The 25,993-nt window shown below is 38.0% G+C and carries 31 protein-coding genes; 13 read left to right on the top strand and 18 right to left on the bottom strand.

Translation table 11 applies throughout. The features are described 5' to 3' along the window. Window positions 1–173: 173 nt before the first annotated feature. On the bottom strand, window positions 174–1,553 hold the full coding sequence (locus ACK2M2_RS03560; RefSeq protein WP_419346139.1) for a dihydrolipoyl dehydrogenase: 1,380 nt from the start codon (window positions 1,551–1,553) through the stop codon (window positions 174–176). A 147-nt stretch (window positions 1,554–1,700) separates the two neighbouring features. Here ACK2M2_RS03560 and ACK2M2_RS03555 point away from each other — a divergent pair, with 147 nt between their 5' ends. Further along, window positions 1,701–3,728, top strand: coding sequence for an Ig-like domain-containing protein (locus ACK2M2_RS03555; protein WP_409510211.1), 2,028 nt, complete (start codon window positions 1,701–1,703; stop codon window positions 3,726–3,728). Between the two features lie 155 nt (window positions 3,729–3,883). On the opposite strand, the gene ACK2M2_RS03550 is transcribed toward ACK2M2_RS03555, so the two are convergent. Continuing rightward, window positions 3,884–4,303: a beta-lactamase hydrolase domain-containing protein gene (locus tag ACK2M2_RS03550; RefSeq protein WP_419346138.1), complete on the bottom strand. Its 420-nt coding sequence runs from the start codon at window positions 4,301–4,303 to the stop codon at window positions 3,884–3,886. After that, entirely contained in the window at window positions 4,296–4,631 is a 336-nt protein-coding gene (locus tag ACK2M2_RS03545; RefSeq protein WP_409510213.1) for a TIGR01244 family sulfur transferase, read from the bottom strand. Before ACK2M2_RS03545 ends, ACK2M2_RS03550 begins: the two co-directional genes overlap by 8 nt. 123 nt (window positions 4,632–4,754) lie before the next feature. Between ACK2M2_RS03545 and ACK2M2_RS03540 the strand changes: the two genes are divergently transcribed. The 3 genes from ACK2M2_RS03540 to ACK2M2_RS03530 all read left to right on the top strand — a co-directional run bounded on the left by ACK2M2_RS03540 (window position 4,755) and on the right by ACK2M2_RS03530 (window position 6,523). Beyond that, entirely contained in the window at window positions 4,755–5,654 is a 900-nt protein-coding gene (locus tag ACK2M2_RS03540; protein ID WP_419346137.1) for an alpha/beta hydrolase, read from the top strand. Continuing rightward, complete coding sequence (trxC, locus tag ACK2M2_RS03535; protein WP_419346136.1) at window positions 5,651–6,082, top strand: thioredoxin TrxC; 432 nt, start codon at window positions 5,651–5,653, stop codon at window positions 6,080–6,082. Before ACK2M2_RS03540 ends, trxC begins: the two co-directional genes overlap by 4 nt. A 72-nt stretch (window positions 6,083–6,154) precedes the next feature. After that, window positions 6,155–6,523, top strand: a complete 369-nt coding sequence (locus ACK2M2_RS03530; protein WP_419346144.1) for an acyl-CoA thioesterase — start codon at window positions 6,155–6,157, stop codon at window positions 6,521–6,523. A gap of 65 nt (window positions 6,524–6,588) precedes the next feature. Here ACK2M2_RS03530 and ACK2M2_RS03525 read toward each other — a convergent pair whose 3' ends face one another. The 3 genes from ACK2M2_RS03525 to ACK2M2_RS03515 form a co-directional block, all read right to left on the bottom strand. Further along, window positions 6,589–7,110 carry an ester cyclase gene (locus ACK2M2_RS03525; RefSeq protein WP_419346135.1) on the bottom strand — a complete coding sequence of 174 codons (522 nt, stop codon included), beginning with the start codon at window positions 7,108–7,110 and terminating at the stop codon, window positions 6,589–6,591. A 152-nt stretch (window positions 7,111–7,262) separates the two neighbouring features. Then, on the bottom strand, window positions 7,263–7,766 hold the full coding sequence (locus tag ACK2M2_RS03520) for a DUF4442 domain-containing protein (protein WP_419346134.1): 504 nt from the start codon (window positions 7,764–7,766) through the stop codon (window positions 7,263–7,265). Between the two features lie 27 nt (window positions 7,767–7,793). Further along, window positions 7,794–8,282 (bottom strand): YajQ family cyclic di-GMP-binding protein, encoded by a 489-nt coding sequence (locus ACK2M2_RS03515; RefSeq protein WP_409510219.1) that lies wholly within the window; start codon window positions 8,280–8,282, stop codon window positions 7,794–7,796. Window positions 8,283–8,373: 91 nt separating this feature from the next. On the opposite strand from ACK2M2_RS03515, the gene ACK2M2_RS03510 reads away from it, so the two are divergent. After that, the gene (locus tag ACK2M2_RS03510; RefSeq protein WP_409510220.1) at window positions 8,374–8,682 is read left to right on the top strand and encodes a rhodanese-like domain-containing protein; all 309 of its coding nucleotides are present in this window, start codon (window positions 8,374–8,376) and stop codon (window positions 8,680–8,682) included. A gap of 52 nt (window positions 8,683–8,734) precedes the next feature. Here ACK2M2_RS03510 and mnmC read toward each other — a convergent pair whose 3' ends face one another. From mnmC to ACK2M2_RS03490, 4 genes are read right to left on the bottom strand one after another with little or no spacing between them, the layout of a single operon-like run. Next, window positions 8,735–10,609, bottom strand: a complete 1,875-nt coding sequence (gene mnmC / locus ACK2M2_RS03505; RefSeq protein ID WP_419346133.1) for an FAD-dependent 5-carboxymethylaminomethyl-2-thiouridine(34) oxidoreductase MnmC — start codon at window positions 10,607–10,609, stop codon at window positions 8,735–8,737. Window positions 10,610–10,646: 37 nt separating this feature from the next. Beyond that, window positions 10,647–11,162, bottom strand: coding sequence for a hypothetical protein (locus ACK2M2_RS03500; RefSeq protein ID WP_409510222.1), 516 nt, complete (start codon window positions 11,160–11,162; stop codon window positions 10,647–10,649). A 6-nt stretch (window positions 11,163–11,168) separates the two neighbouring features. After that, complete coding sequence (locus ACK2M2_RS03495) at window positions 11,169–11,471, bottom strand: YciI family protein (RefSeq protein ID WP_409510223.1); 303 nt, start codon at window positions 11,469–11,471, stop codon at window positions 11,169–11,171. Between the two features lie 30 nt (window positions 11,472–11,501). Further along, entirely contained in the window at window positions 11,502–12,125 is a 624-nt protein-coding gene (locus ACK2M2_RS03490; RefSeq protein WP_409510224.1) for an inner membrane-spanning protein YciB, read from the bottom strand. Between the two features lie 43 nt (window positions 12,126–12,168). Between ACK2M2_RS03490 and ACK2M2_RS03485 the strand changes: the two genes are divergently transcribed. Beyond that, complete coding sequence (locus ACK2M2_RS03485; protein ID WP_419346132.1) at window positions 12,169–13,020, top strand: PHP domain-containing protein; 852 nt, start codon at window positions 12,169–12,171, stop codon at window positions 13,018–13,020. 294 nt (window positions 13,021–13,314) lie between these two features. On the opposite strand, the gene ACK2M2_RS03480 is transcribed toward ACK2M2_RS03485, so the two are convergent. Together ACK2M2_RS03480 and radC are read right to left on the bottom strand one after the other, a co-directional pair. Next, a complete protein-coding gene (locus tag ACK2M2_RS03480) occupies window positions 13,315–14,226 on the bottom strand; it encodes a bestrophin family protein (protein ID WP_409510226.1) in 912 nt (303 codons plus the stop codon). A gap of 76 nt (window positions 14,227–14,302) precedes the next feature. After that, complete coding sequence (gene radC, locus ACK2M2_RS03475) at window positions 14,303–15,001, bottom strand: RadC family protein (protein ID WP_419346131.1); 699 nt, start codon at window positions 14,999–15,001, stop codon at window positions 14,303–14,305. Between the two features lie 126 nt (window positions 15,002–15,127). Between radC and coaBC the strand changes: the two genes are divergently transcribed. Both coaBC and ACK2M2_RS03465 read left to right on the top strand, forming a co-directional pair. After that, entirely contained in the window at window positions 15,128–16,393 is a 1,266-nt protein-coding gene (coaBC, locus tag ACK2M2_RS03470) for a bifunctional phosphopantothenoylcysteine decarboxylase/phosphopantothenate--cysteine ligase CoaBC (protein ID WP_409510228.1), read from the top strand. Window positions 16,394–16,575: 182 nt separating this feature from the next. Continuing rightward, complete coding sequence (locus tag ACK2M2_RS03465; protein ID WP_409510229.1) at window positions 16,576–16,953, top strand: cytochrome b562; 378 nt, start codon at window positions 16,576–16,578, stop codon at window positions 16,951–16,953. A 767-nt stretch (window positions 16,954–17,720) separates the two neighbouring features. On the opposite strand, the gene secB is transcribed toward ACK2M2_RS03465, so the two are convergent. From secB to rsgA, 4 genes are all read right to left on the bottom strand, one after another. After that, window positions 17,721–18,173 carry a protein-export chaperone SecB gene (gene secB / locus ACK2M2_RS03460; RefSeq protein ID WP_409510230.1) on the bottom strand — a complete coding sequence of 151 codons (453 nt, stop codon included), beginning with the start codon at window positions 18,171–18,173 and terminating at the stop codon, window positions 17,721–17,723. Between the two features lie 39 nt (window positions 18,174–18,212). Next, entirely contained in the window at window positions 18,213–18,470 is a 258-nt protein-coding gene (gene grxC, locus ACK2M2_RS03455) for a glutaredoxin 3 (protein ID WP_409510231.1), read from the bottom strand. A gap of 15 nt (window positions 18,471–18,485) precedes the next feature. Continuing rightward, the gene (locus tag ACK2M2_RS03450; protein WP_409510232.1) at window positions 18,486–18,899 is read right to left on the bottom strand and encodes a rhodanese-like domain-containing protein; all 414 of its coding nucleotides are present in this window, start codon (window positions 18,897–18,899) and stop codon (window positions 18,486–18,488) included. 92 nt (window positions 18,900–18,991) lie between these two features. Continuing rightward, window positions 18,992–20,050, bottom strand: coding sequence for a small ribosomal subunit biogenesis GTPase RsgA (gene rsgA, locus ACK2M2_RS03445; protein ID WP_419346130.1), 1,059 nt, complete (start codon window positions 20,048–20,050; stop codon window positions 18,992–18,994). 121 nt (window positions 20,051–20,171) lie between these two features. Between rsgA and orn the strand changes: the two genes are divergently transcribed. The 5 genes from orn to ACK2M2_RS03420 all read left to right on the top strand — a co-directional run bounded on the left by orn (window position 20,172) and on the right by ACK2M2_RS03420 (window position 23,903). Then, complete coding sequence (orn, locus tag ACK2M2_RS03440) at window positions 20,172–20,729, top strand: oligoribonuclease (RefSeq protein WP_409510234.1); 558 nt, start codon at window positions 20,172–20,174, stop codon at window positions 20,727–20,729. Window positions 20,730–20,945: 216 nt separating this feature from the next. Next, the gene (locus ACK2M2_RS03435) at window positions 20,946–21,680 is read left to right on the top strand and encodes a Bax inhibitor-1/YccA family membrane protein (protein WP_419346129.1); all 735 of its coding nucleotides are present in this window, start codon (window positions 20,946–20,948) and stop codon (window positions 21,678–21,680) included. A gap of 174 nt (window positions 21,681–21,854) precedes the next feature. Continuing rightward, window positions 21,855–22,658, top strand: coding sequence for an enoyl-ACP reductase FabI (locus ACK2M2_RS03430; RefSeq protein WP_419346143.1), 804 nt, complete (start codon window positions 21,855–21,857; stop codon window positions 22,656–22,658). 355 nt (window positions 22,659–23,013) lie between these two features. Then, entirely contained in the window at window positions 23,014–23,517 is a 504-nt protein-coding gene (locus ACK2M2_RS03425) for a DUF6586 family protein (RefSeq protein ID WP_419346128.1), read from the top strand. A gap of 107 nt (window positions 23,518–23,624) precedes the next feature. Continuing rightward, window positions 23,625–23,903 carry a hypothetical protein gene (locus ACK2M2_RS03420; RefSeq protein WP_409510237.1) on the top strand — a complete coding sequence of 93 codons (279 nt, stop codon included), beginning with the start codon at window positions 23,625–23,627 and terminating at the stop codon, window positions 23,901–23,903. A gap of 63 nt (window positions 23,904–23,966) precedes the next feature. Here ACK2M2_RS03420 and ACK2M2_RS03415 read toward each other — a convergent pair whose 3' ends face one another. After that, window positions 23,967–25,685 (bottom strand): cation:proton antiporter, encoded by a 1,719-nt coding sequence (locus ACK2M2_RS03415; RefSeq protein ID WP_419346127.1) that lies wholly within the window; start codon window positions 25,683–25,685, stop codon window positions 23,967–23,969. A 150-nt stretch (window positions 25,686–25,835) separates the two neighbouring features. Continuing rightward, window positions 25,836–25,991, bottom strand: a complete 156-nt coding sequence (gene rpmG / locus ACK2M2_RS03410; RefSeq protein ID WP_001205031.1) for a 50S ribosomal protein L33 — start codon at window positions 25,989–25,991, stop codon at window positions 25,836–25,838. Window positions 25,992–25,993: the final 2 nt, after the last annotated feature.

The following is a 25,993-nucleotide window of genomic DNA, read 5'->3' as shown; positions in this document are numbered from 1 at the left end:
CCATGTGAGAGTAAGTCATCGCCAGCTTTTAAATCTAAAACACCCTCTGTCATAAGACAGAGGGTGTTTTTTATTGCTGATTAATAAAAGAAAAAAATAATAGTGATTAATAAAAATTAATAGGAAAATAAAAAGAAGAGCAAAGGATCTGCTTTTGTTATTATTGAAAGAAATTAAATGGCATTTAATTGGCGTCTAGCATGTTTAAGGGCTGTCCGAAGACCTTCTTCAAGTGTCGGATGATAAAAAGGTTTTTGTAAAATTTCATCAATGGTAAGGTCTTCTGAAATGATCCATGATAATAAATGAGCTAAATGTTCAGCAGCATCTACAAATAATTCGGCACCAAGAAGTTTGCATGAAAATTTATCTACGTAAATTTCAACAGCACCTTGATTTGTAGCACTGACTATAGCTCTACCTTGTTTTTCATAAGAAACAAAACCTGTAATAAAATCAATATTGTCATTTAAGAGTTGCTTATTACTTTGTCCAACAGTTGCCATTTGTGGCTGACTGAATAATATGCCAAGCGGTGTTAAAGTTTTAAGTGATTGAATATTTGGATAATTAAGACAATTATAAACAGCTAAACGGCCTTCATTTGCTGCTTCATGTTGAATAGGTGTAGCTGTATAGGCATCACCGACCACAAATATAGGGTAGTTAGCAAGCTGTTTATTTTGAGCATTGATAGGGAGTTGCTTTAAGTCTATAAATTTTTCATCAATATTCTTAAGATTCAATGTATTTAAATTACTTTGTCGTCCTGTCGCAGCTAATACATACTCAACAGTAATATTTTCATTTATATCATTTTGGAGATATTGAATATTAATGGTATCACCTGATTTTTTAATTGAATCGGGTAGAATTTCAAATTTGATATTTAACTCTTTTGATAGTTCTTCTTGAGCTAGTTTTTGTAATTGAGGGCTTGTTAATGAGCCAACTTTTCGGCTACGTGCAAATATTGTTGTTTCAACATTGAGGCGTGTAAGTGCTTGAGCTAATTCTAGGGCAATCACGCCACTGCCAATAACTGCAATCGATTTAGGGAGTTGTGGTAACTCAAAGATTTGATCTGATGTAATGAGTTTATTTGCAATTTCATCTTTTACTTGTTGATCAAAAATAGGTGTTGTTCCTACAGCGAGTATAAAACTTTTTGCTTGATATTTTTTATTATTTACTTGAATAGTATTTGGATCAATAAATGTTGCTTTACCTGAAATGCGATGTTTAGGATTCCATGAGTTGACATCTTTTAATGTTGCTTTTGTAAAACGATCACGCAGTTTTTGGACATGTTGCATTACTGCTGATGTGTCGATTTGACTTTCTGTGATTAAAGATAAATTATCGGCATGCTGAATATCATGCATTCGATTTGCTACAGAAATAAGGATTTTACTTGGCATACATCCGACTCGTGCACAGGTCGTATCCCAATCCCCATCATTAATAATTAAAATATTATCTGTTTTTTTGATGGCCTCTTTATAGGCCGCTATTCCTGCTGTGCCTGCACCAACAATAATGATGTCATACATAATTTAATCCATAATTTAGAAACATTTTTTAAACAGTTTTATGTTGAATATTTACACAGCATACGAACTGTGGTTACATAGCAGATATTTTACAAACTTCATTAAAACAAATTTATTGGGAACGAGCATAGCTGTTTGGGAATTTTTATGAAAAAAAAATTAGCGTTAAAATTATCTGCTATAGCAGTATCCACCGTTTTAGCTAGTTGTGGTGGTGGGGGAAGTGATGGTTATTTTGGTCAAGATAATAATACAGGTGGAAATCAAAATCCAGGTTCAACAGATGCTGTGGTTGCTGAACTCTTATCAATTGGTCAAAGTAAAAGTAGTTTAAATGCGGGTACTGAGGATAGCTTAGTTCTTACAATTCGTACACTTGATAAAAGTGGCGGTATTATACCGAAGTCGAATATAAAAGTAGAAATTGTTGATGCTCAAAATGCAGGTGCGAGTTTGAGTACCCCTACAGCTTTAGTCAGTGATGAAAATGGTATCGTTACAACTAATCTTGGGTTGGTGAGTGCAAATCTTAATTATAAAATGAACCGAACCATAACTGTAATTGTTACATCTGGTACGGTTAAGCAAGAAATAGTTATTCCTGTGAATGGTACGGTAGTTGATATTTCTTCTGATGTAAATCTTCTTGAAGAAGGACAAAATGCAGCAGTAACTGTTAAGGCTGTAGATGCAGCAGGTAAAGCTCTTGTTGGAGCAAAAGCATCATTAGTTGATGCGACAGGCGCAGAAGTATATTCTGCTGTTACAACTGGTCAAGATGGTAGTGCAACTTTTAAAGTTCCTTATGATAAAGTACGAAACTCTCCGAATCAGAAACTTGAGTTACTAGGTAAGATTACTGTTGATGGTAAAAATTTGTCAGTTTCTAATTTGTTGAGTGCAGGAGGTGTTACTTTAGCTGCGAACATTGCGAATAATGTTATTCAAACTGTATCTGACTCTAGTCCAGTTGGTGTGGGGATTAGTAAAAATATTATAGTTAAAGTTACAGCAGCAACTCAGGCAGAGCTTATAGGTAAAACGGTAAGTTTTGAAACAACCAATGGTACTATTACTCCATCTTCTACGATTACCAATATTCGTCAAGAAAGTGGTAAATGGGTTGGTGATGCTACAACGACTTTAAAAGGTTCAATTGCTGCTGTAGCAACAGTTTCAGCTCAATTTGGTAATGATATTGTTTATATTTCACAACAAATTAGTGCTGGTGCACCAAAAACAGTATCTATTCAGTCTGAGGCAAGTGTTTTAGCACCAGGTGCAAGTACTAAGGTAATTGCGCTTGTAAAAGATGCAAATGGCACTCCTATTCCAAACACCAAAGTAAATTTTACTGTTTTAAAAGATACTTCTTCTAATGGTAGAATTTCTCAACCATCTGCAATGACAGATTCAGCGGGCCGTGCAACCGTAATTTATACTGCTGGTTCTGCACAAACTCTTGGTGATGGCGTTGAAATTCAAGCAATCGCAAGCAATTCTTCAGCACCAGCCCCTGTATATTCTGAAAACTTATTATTAACAGTTTCAACACAGTCGGCATTTATTACAGTCGCTCAAAACCATGAAATTATAAAAGTTACAGGTGATAATACTTATTATTATAAAGAGTTTTCAGCCTCTGTTGTAGATACAGCTGGTAATCCAATTGCAAATCAAAAAATTAGTATTTCACTTGGCCTAAATAGTTTCTTAAAAGGGCAGTTCAAGTGGGTACGTGATTATAATTACGGTCAGGATGGCAGTGGTTCTTGGGCTTGGTTAAGTTCGCTTCAATGGTCTCGCGATTATATGACTTATGTTAATGGTATTTCAAAGCCAGTAGTAACTTATGTTGAATGTCCGAGTAATGAATTCCCAAATCCTGTTTCTATTTTAGCGGCAGATAATTCAATATTGGGTACAACAGGAAGCTTTGTGACCGATTCTCAAGGGAAGTTTGATTTTAAAGTTAGGTATAATCGAAATTACTCGAGTTGGTTACGTGTTAATTTGACTGCTTCCACAATTGTTTCAACGAAAGATAACAAGACAGCATTATCCTTTATGCCACCAGTTGCAGCAGATGATGTAGATGATATAGATGGTAAATGGCGTCCTGATATGGAAAGTCCATATGGCACAGATATTACAACGTGTTTAAATTATAAATAAGTTGAGTTGTATTAAAAAACAGCGCTTCGGCGCTGTTTTTTTTGGTAATACTCAAGGCTTAAAGTGCCGTACCCATACTAACACCTACGGTTGGACGTACATTCATACTGCTACACGCACTCAAAAGAACAATACTAAACATCACTAAAATTAACTTATTCATGGAGTAGACCTGCATTTTTTGCTTGATTGAATAATGTTGTTGATCTTGAACCACTTTTACAAATCATTAAAATAGGTTTCGGTAAGCTATTGTAATATTTTGCAAATTCAACCACATCTTGTTGCTGAACTCGTCCTGAAATCACAGGTTGATAAATTAAACTAATATGTGATTGTTCAGCAATATTACGCAATTGATGGGCTGTAACCAAATTACCCGCCTCATCATCAGGGCGGTTGACAATCACGGACTTAAACCCTTGTGACAGTAAACGATTAAATTTTTCATCCGTCATTTGTCCCGATACACTCACTTTTGTTGTGAGTGCGGTACTTTCATCGACATTTGCAAATATAGGTACAGTGTTAAATAGACTAAGACAAAGTAAGCATTGAGTCAGATGCTTAGTCATCTAATAGATCCATTTGTTTCGCTAGTTGGTATAAGTTATTTGAGCGATTTCCTGAACGGCAAAACATTAAAATAGGTTTTGGAAGCTCATTGAAATGATTGGCAAATGTGCGTACATCAACTTCACTGATCTGACCAGCAATAACAGGTTGATACACATAATCTAAACCTGCTGCACGAGCGGTTGTTTCAAGTTCTGCACTCGTTGGTTGTTCAGGTCCACCTTCCATGTCAGGACGATTATTAATAACCGATTTAAAGCCTTTTTCAACCACTTGAGAAATATGTTCAGGACCAATTTGACCTGCAAAACCGACTTGTTCGCTCATTTCATCACTCCAAAGTATGCATAAAACAATTATCTCTATATCATAACACTATGCCTTGAATTACATAGAACAGGCTAGGCAATCACAACTGAAAATAGACAAAAAATAATGCATGGAGTGCGTATGTATGATTATACGGTAGAGCCACTTTATATCGACAGCGGAAATGATGTGATTGCTGCAGATGTTTACCAACCGAAACAGATGAAAAGTCATGCTGTTATTCTCATGGCGCATGGATTTGCCGCACTCAGGCAGTTTAAGTTAATTCATTTTGCAAAGCGTTTTGCACAAGCTGGTTATGCTGTTGTCCTTTTTGATTATCGTTATTGGGGAGGCAGTACTGGACAACCAAGGGAGTTGATTTCTCTTGGTCGACAGCTTGATGACTGGCGTGCGGTGATCACAGCAGTAACAACTAAAAAACAACTTCATCATAAACAAGTGATTTTATGGGGAACGTCACTCAGTGGTGGCTACGTACTGAATCTTGCCGAGGAAACAAAAAGCGTCTGTGCTGTAATTGCTCAAGTGCCATATGTCGATGGTGCTGCAAGTGCCAAGGTTTACCCACTTCAACATCTTGCTAAAGCCTTAAAGCTTTCGAGTCAAGACTATATGGGGAGTAAAATCGGACTGAAGCCTGTGAGTTTACCTGTCGTACATCCCTATGATTTATGTTGTATTCCAACTAAGCAAAGTTTCAATGGCTTTATGTCGATTGTACATCCTGATTATTTTTGGAGTGGTGAAGTCCCTGCTCGAGTTTTGTTTAAATTACTACGCTATCGACCGATTCAGTTAGTTAGGCAGATCAATATTCCGATACTAATGATTGCTGCGCAGCAAGATAGTTTTATCCCCATCGAAGCAAGTCGTGAAGCTGCAACAAATATGGCACCTTTTGTGGAGTATCATGAATGGAAGATGAATCACTTTGATATTTATCATGGGCAATGGTTGGAAAAATCAATTTTGACCCAATTAGAATTTTTAGATCAGCAAACTGGAGTAAGCAGATGATTATTGTATGTCCTTCTTGTGGTGCCAAAAATCGTATCCCTGAAGATAAAATTGCATCAAGTCCAACCTGTGGACATTGTCATCAAGCCCTGATCCCATTAGCACCGATTGAGCTAAATGAGCAAAATTTTAGTCATTTCATTAGTAACAGCGATTTACCTGTCATTATTGATTTATGGGCAGAGTGGTGTGGTCCATGTAAAATGATGGGACCGCATTTTGCTGAAGTTGCTAAGCATAATCCGAATGTGGTTTTTGCTAAAATTGATACAGAGGCTAATCCACGTTTGAGTGGTGCTTTTAATATTCGTAGTATTCCAACATTGGTTTTAATGAATAAAACGACTGAAGTTGCTAGAATAAGTGGTGCGTTACGTGCTAACCAATTACAAGAATGGTTAGATCAACAATTGAATGCCTCTCATTAAGACCGGCTTGGAGTTATTGTGTCAGATTCTCATGAAAAACCCGAAGGTACATTGTCTTTACAGACAATTGCTATGCCAGCAGATACCAACTGGAGTGGTGATGTATTTGGGGGATGGATTGTTTCACAAATGGATTTGGCAAGTGCAATTCACGCAGAGCGTTTCAGTAAAGGACGTTGTGCAACAATTTCAATCAATGAAATGACTTTTCTTGTTCCTGTAAAAGTCGGTGATGTGATTAGTTGTTATACAAAAATTTTAAAAGTGGGCAATACTTCAATTCAAATGCAAATTGAAGTTTGGGATAGCCATGATGATTCTCGCCCTGCAAAACGTGTTACAGCAGGAGTATTTACCTTTGTTGCTGTAGATGTTGCGGGTAATAAGCGTCAAATTCCTGAAGCATCTAAACAAAGTTTTTTAGCATCACAAAATGTTTAAAAGCTGATGATTAAACATAAAAAATCCCAATATTGTTTGGGATTTTTTATGTGTCTTAATTTGAATTAAAACATTGTATTTTTATTTGCAGCTTCTACTGGAACCTCTTGTTGAACATCCCAATGTTCGACAATTTTGCCATTTTCAATTCTAAAAATATCAACAACAGCAACACCAGGATCTTGTGCATTTTGTGTCGAATGTACATGTAAAAAGACCAAATCACTTTCGGCTACTGCACGTTTAATGACACTTTTCGCGTTAGGATTTTCCTTAAAATAGCCTGTAAAATATTCTACAAAAGGTGCTTTACCATCGGGTACATGCGGATTGTGTTGAATATATTGCATACCAATATATCGATCAGCATAGTCTTTCACTTGATGTTTGAGAAAGACGCCTTCATAAAAATCTGTGACTATTTTCTTGTTCTGCTCAGCCAATTGTGTTGCGGAGATTGCATTTAATGTTGTCGTTGTGACCGCTGTTGCTGATTGATTAGGGGTTTGGCTACAAGCCGTCAGCATTAAAAAAGGACTTAAAATAAGACCAAGTGTAAGCCATTTTTTAGAATATTGGATTGACATGAATATGCTCAAAATGATGTAAATTTAGCATCATTTTGAGTGAATCAAGTATATTTCTATAGTGAAGAAACGTCACTGATTTTAAGTAATTTGGTAATTTTTACACTTACTTAAAAGTAAGTTTTATTTACATTTATTCATTTTTAAGATGGTTATTTATTTTTTAAACGGTCTTTTGACACCCAAGCCCAAACCATTTCACCTTTAACTGGTTCTTGACCTGATTCATCAGTAATGGTTACAGCAACAATCGTTTCACCTTTTTCTGAGGTTTGCATATCTTTGATCTGTTCTGCTGTAAGTGTCGCAACGGCTTGCATATCACCTTTAGATGGGCGTTTATAGTCCATGTGTAGGCTTTTGATCAGGACAATTGAGGTATCAGGGACATTCATTGCAGCAACAAAACCTGTAGCGGTTTCTGCAATTAAAGCCATTGCAACGGCATGCAATTGACCAATATGGTTTTGCATAGCACGATGATTCTTAATTTCTACAACAACTTTAGAAGAAGTGACTTCTATATATTTAATATTGGCTGAACCGACCATAGGTACGACTCGACCAAACGCTTTACTCCACAGTGTACTACGTACACCTTTTGGAAATTTTGAAGTTGCCTTAACAAGTTTGGCTAAACGATTGGTCTGAGTCATATTTGTACCTATGCGATCATTAAGATCTTAGTCCTTAAAGTTATTGAACTGTAATGGCACACCAAATTGTTGCTCTCTTAAGAAAGCCATTACTTGTTGTAAGGTATCGCGTTTTTTATCAGTTACACGAAGTTTATCCCCTTGAATAGAAGATTGCACTTTGATGCCGCTTTCTTTAATGGCTTTATTAATTTTTTTTGCGGTATCAGAGTCAAGACCATCTTTAAGTTTGATGACTTGAATCACATTTTTACCTGAAGCGGTCATTTTTTGTGGATCAAGCGCTTGAATATCAATTTTACGTTTAAAGAAATTATTTTCTAGCATGGTATACACCTGCTCACACTGAAATTCACTTTCAGTGGTAATTTTAATTTCTTTGTTTTTCTCATTGATATCAATAGAAACATCCTGACCACGGAAGTCAAAACGGGTTGCAATCTCCTTTTGAGTGTTTTGAACCGCGTGATTAACTTCAAAAATTTCCAATTCTGAAACAATATCCATAGAAGGCATGATTTTGACCTTTGCAAAGTGAAAGAATATCTGAGATGCTAGGGATGTTTTCTTCATTTGCCAAGTGTTGTTTACATCAAAGGAGTGCACAATGATCCGCAAGCAAGAAATTACAACATTTGAGTTCCCAGAAAATGCGATTATTTGGGATGTTCGTGACGCAAAAGCCTATGCTGAAGGTCATATCAAAGGTGCTGTTCATCAGCCTATTGATAGCTTGAGTTCAGATAGCTTGACTCAGGTGGAGGCGGATCAGTCAATTTACATTCTGTGTGGCGGCGGCAGTAAAGCGCCCCGTGCAGCTGAAAAATTAGAAACGATAGACGCTTCACGTGATTACGTGATTTTGATGGGTGGCACACGTGCAGCACGTGATGCAGGATTACCCCTCGAATCATAAGTATGAAAAAAAGCGCCGAAAGGCGCTTTTTTATGGTCAAAATAAAAAATATTTATTGTCTAATTGCCTGACGCATTTTTTTAAAACGAAACGGTGTTAAATATTTCCATAATTTTTCAGGTATAGGGCAAGCTTCATTTAAAATCATTGTTGCCAAAACCTCACTACATAAGGGTGAGTAGAGAAAACCTTTTGATCCTAAGCCAGCCAAAGTATAGATTTCATTATCGCTGTTGAGTTTTCCTAATAAGGGGAAATAATCAGGTGTTTGTGCTCGTATGCTTGCACGCCCTTGCCATTCAGAGATTGGTGTCAGTGTTTGTGCATAGTCAGGAAAGACAGTATGCAGAAGCTCATAGTTGTGTAGGTGGTCATTTTCAAGTACATCCGTATCATCACGACCAGGTGAAAAGGATGCACCTAAAATCATTTGTTGATCATTCATTTGCATGCAATAACCACCATAGCTATATGTGGTATGCATCTTTAATGATTGCTTTGTATTATTGAACCAACTGACCTGACCACGAATTGGTTTTAACGCAGGATAATGTTCAAAGAAGATTCCACTTTGATGGGCTGTACAGACAATTACGTGATCGGCAAGCGGATAATCTACAGTGCTGATGTTATCAATATTTTTTGCTTTTAATTTGAGTTGAGTATTATCTTGTTTCTGTATGCCAATAATTTCAGCTTGAATTAGTGTGATATTTGGATGGCTCAGAATCTCATCTCGTAGCAGATACGGAGAAATTGCACCTGCTTGATGGAATGTGACATTTGCATAGTCAGTTTTTAAATCAGACGGTTCAACATGTAATACATCATCGGGATAGTCATTTGCGATTGCCACAGCATCTTCATGATTTTTGAGTGAAATTTGATGAATAGACAATGGGCGAAATGCTTTGAAGGTTGCATAGTGGCATAAGGCATATTGCCAACTCACGGTCATGAGATGCTCATCAATATTTTTAATATTGCCAAGTTTTGGATTCAGTATCGCCATTGGATTACCAGATGCACCTGCTAATGCTGCAGTTTGCTCGTAAATGCGTACCTGATGTCCACGTTGTGCAAACACCCATGCACAGCTTAAACCTGCAATGCCTGCGCCTATAATCGCAATATGGCGTTGTTTCGGTTGAACTGATATTTGGTGATCTTGAATGAAATCAGTATTTAAGTTTTCTGGTTTTTGCCAAATGGCTTTGAGCATTTCACGTTTGTGTTTAAAACCACGAGGACGACTAACGGTAATACCATGATCACGCAAACCACGTTTGACGACACCTGCAACGCTAAAGGATGAAAATGTCGTACCATAGCCCGACAAACGAACAATCTGCATGAGTATATTTTCTTCCCAAAGATCAGGGTTGCAGGAGGGGGCAAAACCATCGAGAAACCAAGCATTGACCGTTGTCGTCTTAATCATTTGTGGAAAAACATCATGTGCATCGCCCAACCATAGATCAATTGAAAAGCGATGTTCAGGGAAATTTAGGCGATGGCAGCCTGCAAGTGGTAAGGGGTATTGTGCAATAAGTTGATCTGCGAATGGTTTGAGTTCAGACCATACATTTAATGCACGAATCAAATCATCTTTATTCAGTGGAAATTTTTCTACAGAAATTACATGTAGATGACTATTATTGTTAGGTTTGAGCTGTTGCCACATTTGCCATAAAGCCAAAATATTTAAGCCTGTGCCAAACCCTATTTCTCCAACACAGAAATAATCGAAAGACTGAAGTTGTGTTAAACGTTCAGCAAGATCATTGCCATTGAGAAATACATGGCGACTTTCAAGTAAACCATTGTCTTTAGAAAAATAAATATCGGCAAACTGACGAGAATAAGGAATATCAATTCCATCGATGGTTTGCCAATCGAGCTCGGCAGTTTGAATGGGATGTGACAACGCAGATTAACCTTTTAGAAGATGTGTCGCCGTGGATTTACCACTGACGACGACGTTTGGTATAAACATAACTTGCAATGAGGAAACCGAGTACAACACCAACAACAATGGTTGCTGCGCCGTACAAAAACATTTGCGCACTTTGTTCACTTTGCAGTACTTGAACTTGTACGCCTAAATTATCATTTTTCAGTTGTAATTCTTGATTCTGAGATAAAGCTTCGAGGTTGGCTTTTTCGAGTTGTTGTAAGCGTGTTGCTTGATCTTTAACTAAAGCTTTGGCTTTGGCCTCGATGGATGCTTTTTCCCGAATAATCTGTTCAGCAGTTAGGGGTTTATTTTCTTGTGTTTGAGCCTGTTGTTGCGTTGAACTTTTTGCTCCTGCAACCGCCGGTAAAATTTCAGGTTTATAAACTTGCTGTGTGACTGTGGCAGGTGGAGCAGTTGCAGTCGTCGCTTGTGGAGCGGGTGCTGTATTTTGCGCAACGGGTTCTGCCCAAGCAAATGAACTGATCAGCGCAAAGCCGATAATACTTTTGACTACGAACTGCATTACTTTTTATCCTTTAGGAAGCGCTTTGTTGAATGGCTTAACATCAACATGGCTATAAATGCCTTCTTTAACAAAAGGTTCATCCTGTAACCAAACATCGAGTGCTTCACGACTGTCAAAATCAAGAATCATCGTACTGCCATAAAAACCTGCTTGTGGGTTTTCACGGTCTTTTGGCATTGCACCTGCAACAATCACACGACCTTCAGCATCTAATTTTTCTAGACGAGCAAGATGTTGTGGACGAACTGCGAGGCGCTTTTCAACAGTACCTTCTTGATCGGTACAGGTAATTACAAATAAAGGCATCTTTTTTCCCTGAATCTTATTGTCAACGGATTATTCTTCAGAAACTTTGAAGTGTTTTCTGAGTAAAACAAACTGGATAATGATAAAGGAAAACATCACCCCCATGTCACCAAATGTTGTGAAATTTACCCATATAGCATGGTCTTTTGATGGGTCAGGATAAATAAATCCGAAAAAGCAATGTAGGAATGCCATGAAGCTGAATAATCCAACCCATGCCCAATTGAGTTTTTTCCATCCTGTTGCGGAAAGATTAAGCACAGTTCCCATCATGCGTTGCACAAGTGGTTTCTTTTCCTTACCAATCATCGGGCTGATCATAAAGGCAAGTGAAAAGGCTAAATTGAGAAAAATTGCTTTATAAATCATGAAATCACCATCACGTAAAGCGAGGGTCAATCCACCAAAAATAAAGGTACTGACTAAAATCAATAATTGTGGTTTTTCAAGTTTAAATTTTTGTGACACAAATAAATAAAGGTAAACAATTAATGTAGTGACCATTAATGCGAGGGTTGCTACCAAAATATTCTGATTGTCGACAACACCTGTAATGCCGACTTGCGCCAAGATGGCATGGCTTTGTTCGGGCTCTATTAACTTATAGACGGTAAAGAATATGATTATTGGTAAATAATCTAAAAATGCTTTCATGTTAAAATATCAAACTGTCCAGGTGAATAACGTAGTATAGAAGATGCAAGGCGTAGATTTACATACACATAGTAATATTTCTGATGGAACTTTGACTCCTGAGTTACTCGTTCAGGCTGCAATCGAAAAAGGTATTCATACCCTTGCTTTGACTGATCACGATACCATGGATGGCTTAAAAATCGCTGAACAGGTTGCAAAAAATCAACCAATTCAGATCATTTCAGGGGTTGAGATTTCAAGCCAGTGGTCACGACCTGCGACCCAAAAAAGTTATGGTGTGCATATTGTTGCCTTAAACATTAAAAATCCTGAGCCATTACAAGCACTTTTAGAAGAACAGAAAAAAATTCGTGCTGAACGTGCAAAGCAGATTTGTGATTTATTGACTCCTTTAATTGGTTTCGATATTTATGCAGATGTGATTGCTAAAGTAGATGGTGAAGCAGATCGGATTACTCGAACACACATTGCAAAAACCTTGGTAGATAAGGGGGTTGTGGCACGCCCACAACAGGCTTTTGATAAATATATTAAAGAAGGCAAAAAAGCCTATGTAAAGTTTGATGGTTTAGGGTTAGAAGAAACCATCAAAATCATACATGAAAGTCAGGGTTTTGCTGTTTTGGCACATCCAACGCGTTATGATTTATCTGCAACCAATATTCGTTATTTGATTGAAATTTTTGCTCAATTTGGCGGAGATGCAGTTGAACTTCCACCTTATATAGAAGCTGCTTCAACTCGTCAAATGGTCGATCGAATGATTGAACAGTTTAATTTAAAAGTTTCAGTTGGTAGTGATTTTCATGGTGACAATATGCCATGGATTAAATTGGGAAATATTCCCAAAGTCAAAGAAGGTCAAGTGGGAATTTGGGAGAGTTTTAGTTAAGTAACCAATATTACGCATATCGCAAAATATATTTCTATAAATATTTATTCTTGTAAATTTACTTGGCAGAGTCTTACATCAACAATTTAAATTTAGGAATTAGCCTTTCGCAGAAGGTCATTTTACGAAACGGTCTTTCTGATTCGGCAAAATGAGCCGTGAAACTAAGCAAGGAAACCATCTGGCGAAGTTTCACGGCTCAACTCATGTCTTAAACAAATTCGGATGCCCTTATCTCTTATCTAAATTCATCAAGTAGCAAAACATAAGCTCTCTATTACTGCATAACATTATTTATAAAAGATTATGGTCTTGCGCTTGAATAGGTGGCGGTGTTGGTTTACCTAAAGTACCGAGCAACTCAATTTCAATAGTACGAACCATTGCATCAAGTGGTAAGTCATTACTTTGAGTACCAAAAGGCTCTTCAATTTCTGAACTGAGTGCATCTAGACCTAAAAATGTATATGCCAAAATTCCAACCAATAAGGGCGTTGCCAGCCCAAGTAATGATCCTAAGCTAAATGGCAACATAAAGCAGAAAAAATACACTGTTCTGTTGAGCAAAACAGAATAAGCAAAAGGTAAGGGGGTGGTTGCAATACGGTCACAACCTGTTTGTACTAAACTTAATTCAGAAACATGATTATTCATTTGAGTATAAATAATATCGGAAATTTCACCTTCTTTGAGTGCTTGCATTAACTCCCAATGAATCAGACTGAGTGTGTATTGTGGTGCATTATTTTGTTGATATAACTGCACTAAAGCTTGACGACTCATGCCACTGGTTTCAAGCAAGACATCTGAGCTCACCGTTTGATGGCGTAAGCGATCGCGTAAAACATTGGCAAAAACAATAACATGTTGGATTACCCGCTCACGACGACCTTGCGGTAAAATACGACAATCACGGTCAAAATGGCGTGCATTGGCAATGAGTAAACCCCAAAGTTTACGAGCCTCCCACCAACGGTCATAGCATGCTGTATTTTTAAAACCGAGAAAAATTGACAGTACAACACCAATCAGAGTAAATCCTGCTAGTGGGATCTCTGGAAAACGGTATAAATTAATGTACTCAATTCCGCCGACAATTGCAGAAATCAGCATGACGACACCAAGTGGCGGTAGAACTTTTGGAAGAATCGTTCCACGCCATGAGAATAATAGTTTTAAGGTGTCGTTTTGATCACGAACAATCATGGGTCTTGAATCTTTGAATTTTAGCTGATCTTCACCGCTTCATTACGACTTGTCAATATCATTTACTTAGAAATACTTATGTCGCGATTAAGTTATGTTCGGCAAAAGAAAAACTATGTTCACGGCTGATAATCAGATGATCAAGTAAATTAATTTCAGTCAGATGACAAGCCTTAAGAATATGTTGTGTCAGAACTAAATCTTCCTTTGAGGGGACAGCTAAACCTTGCGGATGATTATGTGCGATCACGATATGCGTAGCATGTTGCGAAATGGCATAACGCAAAATTTGATTGATAGAAATATTGCAATAATTTACTGAACCAAAAAATAGCTTCTTAAAGTGTAGTTTACGCAATTGGCTGTCTAAGCATAAAACAGCAAAAACCTCTTGTTGTTCACCTAAAAGCTCATACCGTAAATAATCGGTAATCAGGTCTGAACGGCTTAAATCAGTTGGTTGATTTAAATGATGTTGTAAATAACGTCGACCTAATTCTTTGACTGCCATCAATTGCGAATATTTTGTGGCAGCAATACCATGAAATTGGCTGATATCTTCAAGTGAAGCATCAAAGACGGCATTGAGCGAACCAAAGTGTTGAATCAAAATACGTGATAATTCCACTGCAGAATGTTGTTTTGAACCCGAACGTAGAAATATAGCAAGAAGTTCGGCATCTGAAAGGCTATTTGCACCTTGTGCCAATAAACGCTCACGTGGGCGTTCCTGTTCAGGCCACTGTTTAATAGATTGGTGTTCTGTATTGCTCATTGAATTATTCATTATTATTCACTGTTTTAATTTATTTTACTTTTTAATTTTCCCAAGTGAATGTCTTGGGCTAAGCTATATTTAATGATATTGTGAGCGCCACTGCAACAGAAAGGTAGCCTGATCGTGAGTTTCGATCTCAGTGTATTTGCAAATAAAAATATTATTTTAGCTGTTACAGGCGGTATTGCAGCGTATAAAAGCGCAATTCTTGTACGACGATTAAAAGATTACGGCTTTAATGTACGTGTGGTCATGACACAAGGTGCACAAGCCTTCATCACGCCCTTAACTTTCCAAGCTTTGTCAGGTAATCCTGTACATACGACGCTACTCGATCCTGAGGCTGAAGCAGGCATGGGGCATATTGAGCTTGCTCGTTGGGCAGATTTGGTTTTGGTTGCACCTGCGAGTTGCGACACGATTGCAAAATTTGCAGCAGGCTTGGCGGATGATTTACTCAGTACGTTATATTTAGCCACCAAAGCACCGGTTTGGGTTGCTCCTGCAATGAATCAACAAATGTGGGCGGCAAAACCAACACAGCGCAATTTGAATACGCTGATTGAAGATGGTGTACATGTCATTATGCCAGAAGCAGGTTCACAAGCCTGCGGTGATGTTGGATTGGGGCGTATGCCTGAACCTGAACAATTGGCAGATCAAGTAAAAGATTATTTTCACCAAGCACAGCGTGCCATTGCTGAAAAATTTGGTTTACTTGCAGGTAAAAAAGTGACCATCACGGCAGGACCGACCCGAGAAGCGATTGATCCCGTACGTTATATTTCCAATCATAGTACAGGGAAAATGGGCTTTGCGATTGCTGCAGCATGTTATGCTGCAGGTGCAAAAGTTACGTTGCTAGCAGGGCCTGTCAGTTTAGATACACCGAATGGCGTACGCCGTGTCAATGTATCTTCAGCGATTAAAATGCTTGATGAAAGTCTGCATCAGCTAGAAGATGGTTGTGATATCTTTATTGCAACGGCAGCAGTTGCTGATTATCGTGTGGCTGAAGTTGCAGAGCATAAAATTAAGAAAGCGGGTGATGAGTTAGCGGTTTCTCTCATTAAAAATCCTGATATTGTCGCAACGATTGCACAACAAGAAAAACGTCCATTTATGGTCGGTTTTGCCGCAGAAACACGCAATGTTGAAGAATATGCTGCAGGGAAATTGGTGGCAAAAAAACTTGATATGATTGCGTGTAATGATGTTTCACGTAAAGACATTGGTTTTGCTTCAGATGAAAATGCAATGACGGTCTTTTTTGCTGAACAATATCAGATGGAAAAACGTGATCTAGAAAAAGCCTCTAAACAAGAGATTGCACAGCAATTGGTTGAAGCCATTCATGATGCCTTACATCATGAAATTGACCCTGTTTAAGGCAAAGTTTATGATCGGATAATGTTTGATTAAAAATGCAACGATTTCGTTGCGTTTTTAATGTGCTATACATTATGTTTATAGCCTAAAATTGAATGTGAAAAAGAATATAAACCCACTTAGGATATAGTCCGCCGAATTCTTTATAAGAGAAAATTGGTACTGATCAGGAAGAATCTAAAATGATTAAAAAGACATTCATCACAGCAATATTATCAAGTTCATTATTTTTAAGTAGCTTTAGCTTTGCAGCAAGTCTTGAACATAATATGGAAACCTTGGCGAAAAACTATAAAGCATTTAACAAGGCTGAAAATTCAGTAGATGCCTCAAAAGCATTAGATAATATGCGAGTAGCAGCAGTCGACTCAAAGAAAGTGAAACTAAAAACACAAGATAAAAAAGCAGTGACTTCAGATGCGCTATATGACCAAATTGTCACACAGATTGATAAAACGAAAGGCTTTGTCACAGCAGGGCAGTTGGAACAAGCTAAGGTTGAAGGAAAAAAGATTGCTGCAATTCGTGATCAAGGACATCATATTTATCACAATCATTAATATATAAATCACTATTGATCGGAAGTATACGATTCATAGTTTAGGCATCTAAACTGTGAATTTTTCTTTTCAGCATTATTTTTTATAATTAGTAAAAGCTATTAACTGTAAACAAGCAATCGCACTATCAATTATGAGCATAAAAATAGAGCTCCAAAATAATTGTGGGTATTCGATGGAGTGATAAAGCGTATTGAGTGGGCTCAATTGGAAAAATGGATACATATCTATATGCACAAATGCATCGAATAAAATGTGACTGAAACTTCCAATGAGTGCACTAAAATATGCAATTCGCCATGAAATTTTGCAGTTGGTATTTAAAAAGCCTTAGAAACCATTTGGAAATTGGCTTAATGATAAGGGGAGAAATACTTCAAATAAGCAATGTACCACTAAATGATGCGTATATAGATGTAAATATTGCCAATTATAGACTATCCCCAATAAAGGCTCTATATCCATGAGCACTTGTGTACTAGCAAAAATCATTAAGCTGAAATGATGTTTTACAACAGTTTTATGCAAGTTCTAGTTCCCAAGTGCAGTGGTGTAAAAGGCATGATCATTCATATTTTGTGTAGTTAAATAGAATATAGGATGAATGTACGATGTGGGTTGTGAACTCTAAATGAAGTTTACATATTCATGTTTCATTAACAGATTTAGTTATTTTTTATTTGATGATTTACATTCAAAAAGACCGCAACAAGTGCGGTCTTTTCATTTTCGGCTAGGTCACTGTGAACTGAATCTAGAGCTTAAAATTAAGCTTGACCTTCAGCAGCAGCGCCTTGAGCACGTTCCATATTTGCTTCGAACTCAGCATCAAAATTGATTGGTGTCAAAAGCAATTGAGGGAAGCTACCTTTAGTCACAAGATCATTTACCGCTTCACGAAGGAATGGGAATAAAATGTTCGGGCAGTAAGCACCAAGGATGTAAGGAAGACGCTCTTCTTCTACACCATCAACCAAGAAAATGCCGGCTTGAGTTGCATCAACAATAAATGCAGTCTCACCGCCATTGTTTGCTTGAACCACAACTTTCAAAGAAACTTCAAAGTGTGTTGGATCAACTTTTTCAGCAGCTGAAGATAAGTTGATGCTTAACTCTGGTTGCCATTCTTTGGTAAAAACATTTGCGCCTGGAACTTCAAAAGATAAGTCTTTTGCATAAATACGTTCTAAAGCTAATTGTGGTTGTTGCTCTTCACTCATTATTTAATCCTTAATATTTTACAAAGTGATTTTTGTGGCTTAAGCCAATAGATCGTTGAGTTTGCCTTCTTTTTCTAAAGCATAAAGTTGGTCAAACCCACCAATGAACTGATCATTAATAAAAATTTGTGGCACAGTACGATGATTGGTTTTTTTCGTCAATTCAAGGCGTACTTCAGGCTCTTCCTTATCCAAATTGATTTCGGTATAAGCAACACCTTTACGCTCAAGGAGCTGTTTTGCACGAACACAGTATGGGCAGAAAGTTGTAGAATACACTTTTACTTCAGCGGTCATGTTTTGACTCCTTAATTATGCTTTTTTGGCTTTTACTAAAGGTAAACCTTGAGCTTTCCAATTACTAATACCACCATCAAGACGGTAACTGTCAGCATGACCAACTTGTTGCAAAGCTGTGCCTGCAACTTGTCCCATATTGCAAATAAATACAAGTGGGCGTTCAGCTGACTTTAACTCTTCAATATGACTTGCAATTTGGCTGTAGGGAATATTACGGCTGCCACTAATATGACCTTCACGGAAATCTTTAGCATCACGTAAATCAATCAGCATGGCATTTTTAGCTTTAACTAAAATACCCAGAGATTGTGCGGAAATTTTACGACCATTACGTTGTCCTTCAAAAACGAAAAACAAAACAATCAATACAGCTAAAATACCAAACAGAAAGGGGTGATTCCCCATAAATTCGAACCAACGTTCCACAATTCACCTAAATTACAATTCAAAACTGCGTTGAGTATAGCGTATATATATGGTGATCAAAAACTTTGCTTCAAGGTCACCACATAAGAAAATTAATTTTTTTGTTGCGCTTCTGCAATTTCATCAATCAGTTTCAGATAACTGTCTAAACGTCTTGGTAAAATTTCATGATTTGCAACGGCTTGTTTGATCGCACATTGTTTTTCATGTGTATGCGTACAATTACGATATTGGCAATGCCCAAGCAAGTTGGTGATTTCACGAAAACCATTGTTAATTTTATCGGTATCTAAATGCCACAAACCAAACTCACGGATTCCTGGTGAGTCAATGAGCGCACCATTTTCACCAAAACGAATGAGTCGTGTCGATGTTGTGGTGTGTTGTCCAAGTGCTGAGTTTTCAGAAATAATATTGGTTTTCTGATCGGCATTAGGGATGATGGTATTAATCAGTGAGCTTTTACCTACACCTGACTGTCCAACAAAAGCAACAGTTTCACCATCAATACGCTGTTGAAGTTGACTTAAATCACCATTGGACTGTGTCAGCATAACTTCATAACCCAAATCTCGATATTCCTGTACCAATTGGAGGAGAGGATCTTGATCTTTGAGTAAGTCGGTTTTATTGAGGACTAACAATACAGGAATATCTGCATCGGCACATGCCACTAAATAGCGGTCAATCAGCGTGGGTGCAGGGTCAGGTAGTACAGCAAATACAACCACAATTAGACTGATATTTGCTGCCACTGGTTTGACTTTATGGTAACGGTCGGGGCGAGTCAGCAAAGATGTCCGTGAGTGAATGGCCGTAATAATACCGAGTCCCGTGTTTGGGTCTGCTTGCCATGTGACACGGTCACCTGTTACCAATAACTCAAGATTGGTACGGGTGTGACAACGCCAAACGCTGCCTAGCTCAATCGGTTTCCAAAATGGTTCAGGTTCACCCTCAGCAACAACAGGTTTAAGTGGATGTTCATCGGGCACAGACAAGGCTTGAACCTCAAGTTGTCGTCCATAATGTTGTACCACCAAACCTTCCAAATCGTTGGATGTATCGACATCTTCTTGGCGGTTTTTCTGCTGTTTTTGAATGCGTCGTTGCTGCTGTTCTGTCAAACGACGCTTACGAATTAAAGCCATTCATACCCTGATTAAAGCGTGAAAATCAAAGGGCAAAATAGCATGATGGGCGAATGAATTACAGCGAAGATACAATAAATTTGCTACTATTACGCTTTATCGTTGAATAAGATTGCACAATATGAGCAGCACTCCAGATACCCGCTTGATTTGGATTGACCTTGAGATGACAGGTCTAGATACTGACAATGATCGAATTATTGAAATTGCGACTATTGTAACGGATGATAATCTAAACATCCTTGCGGAAGGTCCTGTGCTTGCAGTGCATCAATCTGACATTATTTTAAATGCCATGGATGAGTGGAACACACGTCAACATGGTCAGTCAGGTCTGATTGAACGTGTACGCCGTAGTAAATTGAAGGCTGAAGATGCTGAACAACAAACGATAGAATTTTTGAAAAAATGGGTCAGCCCAAAATCATCACCAATGTGTGGTAATTCAATTTGCCAAGACCGCCGTTTCATGCATCGTTTAATGCCTGAACTTGAACAATTTTTCCATTATCGTAACTTAGATGTTTCTTCTGTGAAAGAGCTTGCAAAACGCTGGCGTCCAGAAATTATGAGTGGTTTGAAGAAAAATGCATCACACTTAGCGATGGATGATATTCGTGATTCAATTGCTGAATTAAAATATTATCGTCAATATTTTTTTATTACAAATGATGACTAAAACTTGATTTGGTAAAGAAAAAGAGGCGCACAGCGCCTCTTTTTCTTTACATTTTTCAATTCAAATTTTTAAGTTATACTCGTGTATATCTTTAAACAGCTATTTAAAAAGTGGCGGTGAAAATGACCGTTACAAAAAGAAGCAAGCTCTTCATGAGTTTGCCGAATATTCGATTTATAATCCTTCTATATTTTAATTATTACAAAGAGTTGAGATATGCAAAGTAATAACCCTATTTTAACCCGATCGGAAACTTATGCTGATTATAGTCAGCCAATGACCGTGCAGGGTGCTATACAAAAATCTATTTTACTCACTGTGATTGCAGCAATTGTGGGTATCGCATTTTATGTGTACTGTTTTGCAACAACCAATGTCGGTATGGCAATGACAGGTGCAATTGTTGGTGCTGTCGGAAGTTTGATTTTAGGTTTAATCACAACTTTTAAGCCCAATACTGCACGTATGCTTGCGATTCCTTATGCATTATTTGAAGGTGCATTTTTAGGTGGTATTTCAATTTATTTTCAAATGAAATTCCCAGGTGTACCTTTACAAGCATTACTTGCAACATTTGTAACGAGCTTGGTGATGTTTGGTCTGTATAAATTTAAGATCATTCGCGCGACTGCTAAATTTAAAGCAGTCATTATGTCTGCATCAATCGCCATCTTTATTGTGTTCCTTGTACAAATGGTCATGCGTCTTGCATTCGGTTCAAGCATTCCTTATTTGTTTGAAAGTAATTTGCTAGGTATTGGTTTTGCTGCATTTGTTGCAGTGATTGCATCATTTAGTTTGATTTTAGACTTTGATTTGATCGAATCTGCGGCTGCACAACGAGCGCCAAAATCATATGAATGGTTATGTGGTATTGCACTGCTCGCAACACTCGTTTGGATGTACTATTCATTCTTACGTTTAATTGGTTTATTGAGTAGTAATGACTAATCCATTGTACTAGTGTAGATATTTAAAAAAGCTTTCCTTGGAAGGCTTTTTTTATGGGTGTAATACAGGAACTTTGATGTTTTTAGTAAACTTTTGAAAAAAGATGCATTATGCAATTTTGTTCTGTGTCTAGACTTGGCATTATGCATGCAAACTTTTTCGAGTGAAAATTTCATGGCACAAGGACTTTTAGCGGGTAAGCGCTTTTTAATCGCAGGCGTTGCAAGTAAATTATCTATTGCATTCGGTATTGCACAAGCATTACACCGTGAAGGTGCAGAGTTGGCATTTACCTATCCAAATGAAAAATTAAAAAAACGTGTCGATGATTTTGCTGAACAATTTGGTTCAACATTGGTTTTCCCGTGTGATGTTGCCAATGATGCAGATATCGATAATGCATTTTTAGAACTTGCCAAGCATTGGGATGGCCTAGATGGTGTCGTGCATTCAATTGGTTTTGCACCTGCGCATACACTTGATGGTGATTTTACCGATGTTACAGATCGTGAAGGCTTCCGAATTGCACACGACATTAGTGCATATAGTTTTGTTGCTATGGCACGTGCGGCAAAACCATTATTATTGGTTCGTCAGGGCTGTTTATTGACATTGACTTATCAAGGTTCAGAAAGCGTGATGCCAAATTATAACGTGATGGGCATGGCGAAAGCATCGCTTGAAGCAGGCGTACGATACCTTGCATCAAGCTTGGGTGAAGAGGGTATTCGTGTCAATGCAATTTCTGCGGGGCCAATTCGTACTTTGGCAGCATCAGGCATTAAATCGTTCCGTAAAATGTTAGATGCTAATGAAAAAATTGCACCCCTTAAACGCAATGTCACCATTGAAGATGTGGGTAATGCTGCGCTTTTTCTTTGTTCACCATGGGCAAATGGCATTACAGGTGAAATTTTATATGTCGATGCGGGCTTCAATACCGTGGGCATGAGCGTATCAATGATGGATGCAGATTAAAGTTTATAAAGCTTTAGCTGTATAAAACCCGATTTAGACTTTATAGTTTAATTCGGGTTTTCTTTTACGTGAATGTAAGCCAAATTTTATAAAAAGATGTATACAGCACTTTAAAAATAAATCATTCACCCAATAAAAACTATATTCAAACCGCCGTGACACAGTTACTCTATTCCTCATCAGTTTTTACTTTGCTCAACCTACTTGGCTTAACTTGCTTAGTTCAATTTACTCAGCTCAATGCGATTGAACGTTGTATTTTTTAGTTTTTGAATTTGCAAGTGTGAGCTGTTGAAATCTGTCTTAGCTGTGCCGTTCTTTTTAAGTTGTATTGCGCTTTATTTAAGGAAAAATCATGACCCGTGTAGCACGCTATCATGCAGATCGTACCAATCAAAAATTGTATTTTGCACGACTCGCATGCCAACAAGCAGAGCAGAGTGAGCATGTACAACAGGTGCAGGCTTTTCGTGAATCGGCTGTATTTCACTTGCATGGTGCAGTTTTAGCATTTTTACAAGAATTGGTACGCTACTATCGTTTAAATGATACGGCACCGACTTTAAAATCGATTGAAGAACTCATGGCTGTTAAAGGTCAAATCTCACCTGAAGTCGCTGTTATGCAACAATTGGCAAAATCAGGTTTTATTGCAGAATTAAAACGTGCATATCGCATGTGCCAATATGCACCTGAACCGAGTGCACCTGAACCTGAAGATGATACATCATCAAACTTAATTATTAAAGTGACACAAACACCGCAAGCATGGTTGCCCGATACTAAAATTTTACGTGAGTGGCATCGTGACTTGACGCAACTAATTGACGGTTTTCGTAACGAAATGGTCGAATTCTAAACTTTCTGTATGCTAGACTTGAAAAAGACCAAGCAGCACCGATATAAAGTATTCACACAGTGCAAAGTGCATTTGGTACTTTGTCCCATGTTGAGCATGGAGGGACTATGTCTATAGAGCAGTTAAAAGAGTTATTTGGCAGTCAGGAAGCAATTCTTGAGCTTGTTCAGCTAGAAAGTGGCGAATTGGCTCTACGTAATTCTGGCTCTGAAAGCACACCTTTAGTGACCATACAATTTAATGATGACATCAAGGCATTATTGGGTGATCAGACGCCTGTGATTGCTCAGCAGATGATTCAAGCTGCATTGTATGCACTCATGGAAAAACAGACAGGGCAGTGGGAAGCAGAAGTTGTTGATGAGCAACCCATTCACTTTAGTTAATCGATAGAATAAAAAAACGCATCAGATGGTGCGTTTTTTATTGAACAATATATTTATTTGAGCTTAATGCGTTGGCTCATGATGGTGGGCAATTTGAATTTGATTCAAAATATAATTGCTCATATTTTTTGCCATTTCCTCTTTTGCATAATACACATCCCCAATATTTTCCCGACGAATGACTTCTGCCTCTTCCTTACTTTCAGCGCAGACCAAAACTTGAATTTTGGGATTGAGTAATTTAGACGTATCGACAATTTTATGAATATCTAAAATATCCATTGGCGAGATAACCAAAAGGCGAGCGTGTTGAATATGGGCTTGAATGAGTACACCAGGTTCAGTTGCACGGCCCGAAACCGCAGCAATTCCTTTTTCACGTAGAGCTTCAACTTTTTCACGGTTTTCTTCGGCAATGACCACTTTGATACCATCATCCATGAGCGTCTTGGTCACACGACGACCGACTTCACCATAGCCAATCATGACCACCTGATCACGTAGATAATCTTGAGAAACTTCATCAGGTAACATGGCTAAAGGATCACCACTACGTTCAAGTAAACGTGCTAAGTGTGAACGCTCACGAATCCAGTTTTGTACAGGCTCAATTGCTGAAAATAAGAATGAATTGAGGGTGATAGAAAATAATGCACCTGCAAGAATCAAATTTTGTCCATCAAGACTGAGTAAGCCTAAAGAAACCCCCAATGTTGCCAAAATAAAGGAAAATTCACCAATTTGCGCTAAACTCGCACCAACGGTTAAGGCTGTATTGAGCGGATAGCGAAAAAATAAGACCAATGCCATTGCAGCAAGTGTTTTACCAATCATAATGATGGCAATTACAGCGATAATATGAAGCGGTTGCTCAATTAAAATTCTTGGGTCAAACAACATGCCGACTGAAACGAAGAATAAAATCGAAAAAATTTCACGAAGTGGTAGCGTTTCTTCTTCTGCACGATGGCTGAAATCTGACTCTTTGACGACCATACCTGCAAAGAATGCCCCCAAAGCCATCGACACGCCAAAAACGGCATAAGAGCCATAAGCAATCGATACAGCAGCGGCAACAACGGTGAGAGTGAAAAGTTCTCTTGAGCCTAAGCGTGCGACATATTGCATGATTAGAGGAACAAGTCGTTTACCGATAATCAACATAAAGGCAATGAAGCCTGCCACTTTAAGCAATGTTATACCAAGTGTCAGCCAAATATTTTCATTACTGCCATGACCTTCAAGCGCATGACCACCTAAAAGTACCGCAGTCGCAGGAAGGAGTACTAAGACTAAAACCATCACAAGGTCTTCGACAAGCAACCAACCGACAGCAATTTTACCATTGACCGAATTGAGTAACCCTTTGTCGCCTAGTGCTTTAAGAAGAACAACAGTACTCGCACACGATAAGCTAAGTCCAAAGACCAATGCTGAGCCGAAACTCCAACCCCAAAAATGCGAAACTGCCATACCTAATAGGGTTGCAACTGTAATTTGTAAAATAGCACCAGGTAAGGCAATACGCCGAACTTGCATTAGATCGTTCAGTGAAAAGTGCATACCAACACCGAACATTAAAAACATCACGCCCAATTCGGCAAGCTGATTGGCGAGGGCAATGTCTGCAACAATACCAGGAGTATTGGGGCTGATGATGATCCCTGCAACAAGGTAACCAATCAGTGGGGGGAGGCGTAAACGAGCAGCGATATAGCCAAAAATGAGGGCAATACCAAAACCAACTGCAAGCAAAATAATCAGATCTACATCATGTGGCACTAAACGCTCCTTAAAAATAGGTAGGAAAAGTGAAAGATAAGAACTTTAAGCATAGAAAATGCCAAAGGAATGCTAGAATTTTAACAAGCTGAGTAAAAAAAGTGCAAAAAAAACGACCCAAAAGGGTCGTATTTTTTAAGAAAACTAAAATTATTTAATTTTAGCTTCTTTGAAGATCACGTGTTGACGGATTTTTGGATCAAATTTTTTGATTTCCATTTTTTCCGGCATAGTACGTTTGTTCTTAGTGGTAGTGTAGAAATAACCAGTACCAGCAGAAGAAACTAAGCGAATTTTATCACGCATGG

The sequence above is a fragment of the Acinetobacter sp. TY1 genome, assembly GCF_048551395.1.
In the GTDB taxonomy this organism is placed as follows: Bacteria; Pseudomonadota; Gammaproteobacteria; order Pseudomonadales; family Moraxellaceae; genus Acinetobacter.
The sequence above is the reverse complement of the archived record's forward strand: the minus strand, read 5'-3'. Positions and strand labels throughout refer to the sequence as shown.